We start from the raw sequence: 2,412 nt of genomic DNA on the forward strand, positions 1-2,412 counted from the left end.
GAACGCGTCACCGGGTTGGTCTCGACTCGGTTCAGAATCACGTTCTGCCGATTGTCACTTCGCGGCGTCAACCGAGCCTCGTTGTACGACGACGTCACCGGTGCGTCGTACTGATAGCCCGTGGTGTGCACGACACGCATACGCCAGCTCACAGTTCACCTTCCAATTGATCTTCGAATGTTCCGGAGCCGGCATCGGTCCACGCGACCCACGGGGCGGCGTGGAAATACTGCTTGGAGATCGCGTCACCGAGTTCACGGCAGGTTTCCTGCAGCGAGAGCAAGCGCTCCTGCAGATCGTCGAGAATTTCACCGGGACGGAGGAATTCGAGTTCGCTACGAGCGCGACCGAGTAGGCGCTGAGCCTCGGCGCGCGCACCGACTCGACTGTTGGGCTGATGGTCGAGCTGATCGAGCGAACGTTCCGCCTCGTTGAGTGCGTAGAACACCGATCGCGGAAAGAGCCTGTCCAACAACATGAATTCGAGAACTCGCTGCGCGTCGAGTGCGCCGCGGTAGGTGCGCAGGTAGGTGTCGTGTGCACCGGCGGAGCGAAGCACGGTGACCCACGCCGGCGACGACGGCCGGTCACCGGCTCGCGAGAGCAACAACCGAACGATCATGTCGATGCGCTCGACCGAGCGACCGAGCAGGAGGAAGCGATAGCCGTCGTCGTGACTGAGGGTGGAGTCCGCGAGACCGGCGAACATCGCGGCACGCTCCTCGATGTAGCTGAAGAACTCGGCCGGGCCGGTGCGCTTGGACGCCTTGATGCGCTCGTTCAGCCCGTTGTACGTGGTGTTCAAGCATTCCCACATCTCACTGGACGTCACTTCACGCGCGCCACGGGCGTTCTCACGGGCACTCGACAGCGAGTCCACGATCGAACCCAATCCGTCGCGGCTGAAGGCGACGACCTCGGTCAGAGACCACACGTCGAGCGAGACATCGGGCTCGTGCTTGAACCCGAGTACTCGCAACAACACTCGCGAAGTGTGGTCGGGATCGACCGTGGCGTCTTCGAGTAGCTGGTGGACGGTGACATCGAGAATGCGGGCAGTGTCGTCCGCTCTCTCCACGTACCGTCCGATCCAGTAGAGCGACTCTGCGTTGCGCGCGAGCATTTACTGTCCACCGCCGTTCGAGTCCGAGTTCGTTGCCTGCTTTTGTTGCTGCTGTTGCTGTTGCTGCTGATTCATCTGCTGGTCCATCGTCAGCTCCGGACCCTGTTCGGCCATCGGTGACTCCGGCGGAACGCTGACGATCTCCTCGCCGGCAAGTTCCTGCTCCTCCTGAGAGGTTCGGGTGGCGAGCACCCAGGTGTCCTTGCTGCCACCGCCCTGGCTGGAGTTGACCACCAGGGATCCCTCCGGCAGCGCGACCCGGGTCAGGCCGCCCGGCAACACCCAGACGTCGTCGCCGTCGTTGACGGCGAACGGCCGCAGGTCGACGTGGCGGGGTACCAATCGATCACCGATCTTGGTCGGCACCGTCGAGAGCTGCACGACGGGTTGGGCGATCCAACCACGCGGATCTGCGCGAACCTTCTTGCTGATGGTGGCGAGTTCCTTCGGCGAGGCGTCGGGTCCGAAGACGATGCCGTAGCCGCCCGAACCTTCCACCGGCTTGATGACCAGTTCGTCGATGCGGTCGAGAACTTCCTCGCACTCGTCGTCGAGCCAGCACCGGAACGTGTCGACGTTGGCCAGCAACGGCTTCTCGCCCATGTAGTAGTCGATGATCGTCGGAACATAGGTGTAGACGAGCTTGTCGTCGCCGACGCCGTTTCCGACGGCACTCGAGATGACGACGTTGCCTGCGCGGGCGGCGTTGACCAGACCTGCCACTCCGAGCACCGAGTCGGGCCGGAACTGCATGGGGTCGAGGTAGTCGTCGTCGATACGCCGGTAGATGACGTCGACCTGACGCTCGCCCTCGGTGGTGCGCATGTAGACGATGTTGTCTCGGCAGAACAGGTCTCGTCCTTCGACGAGCTCGACGCCCATCAGTCGTGCGAGCAGCGAGTGCTCGAAGTACGCCGAGTTGGCCACGCCGGGAGTGAGAACCACCACGGTCGGATCGGCCTCGTTGAGGGCGGCCGATGCGCGCAGTGCTCGCAGCAGGTGCGAGGCGTAATCGCCGACGGCGCGGACGCGATGGCTGGCGAACAGGTCGGGGAACACCCGGGCCATCGTGCGCCGGTTCTCCATGACGTAGGACACGCCAGACGGCGACCGCAAGTTGTCCTCGAGCACTCGGAAGGTGCCCTGGGCGTCACGAACCAGGTCGATGCCGGCGACGTGGATGCGCACACCGTTGGGCGGTGTGATGCCGACCGCTTCGCGGTGGAAGTGCTCGCAGGAGGTCACCAGCCGCTTCGGTACCACGCCGTCGCGCAGGATTTCCTGGTCGC

At 63.8% G+C, this 2,412-nt stretch carries 3 protein-coding genes; all 3 read right to left on the reverse strand.

What is annotated here, in order from left to right:
- The coding region (locus tag A2J02_RS27355) for a transglutaminase N-terminal domain-containing protein (protein WP_331712151.1) at positions 1-140 on the reverse strand (140 nt) is incomplete at its 3' end.
- Positions 141-148: 8 nt separating this feature from the next.
- On the reverse strand, positions 149-1,123 hold the full coding sequence (locus A2J02_RS19445) for an alpha-E domain-containing protein (protein WP_068052387.1): 975 nt from the start codon (positions 1,121-1,123) through the stop codon (positions 149-151).
- Positions 1,124-2,412 (reverse strand): circularly permuted type 2 ATP-grasp protein (locus A2J02_RS19450; protein ID WP_068052391.1); only part of this gene is annotated, 1,289 nt, incomplete at its 5' end. It abuts the gene before it with no gap.

The organism is Rhodococcus sp. EPR-147, assembly GCF_001647185.1.
Lineage (GTDB): Bacteria > Actinomycetota > Actinomycetes > Mycobacteriales > Mycobacteriaceae > Rhodococcoides.

Coding starts and splice junctions, on each gene's coding strand:
- A2J02_RS19445 (WP_068052387.1), bottom strand. CDS start 1,123: ATGCTCGCGCGCAACGCAGAGTCGCTCTACTGGATCGGACGGTACGTG.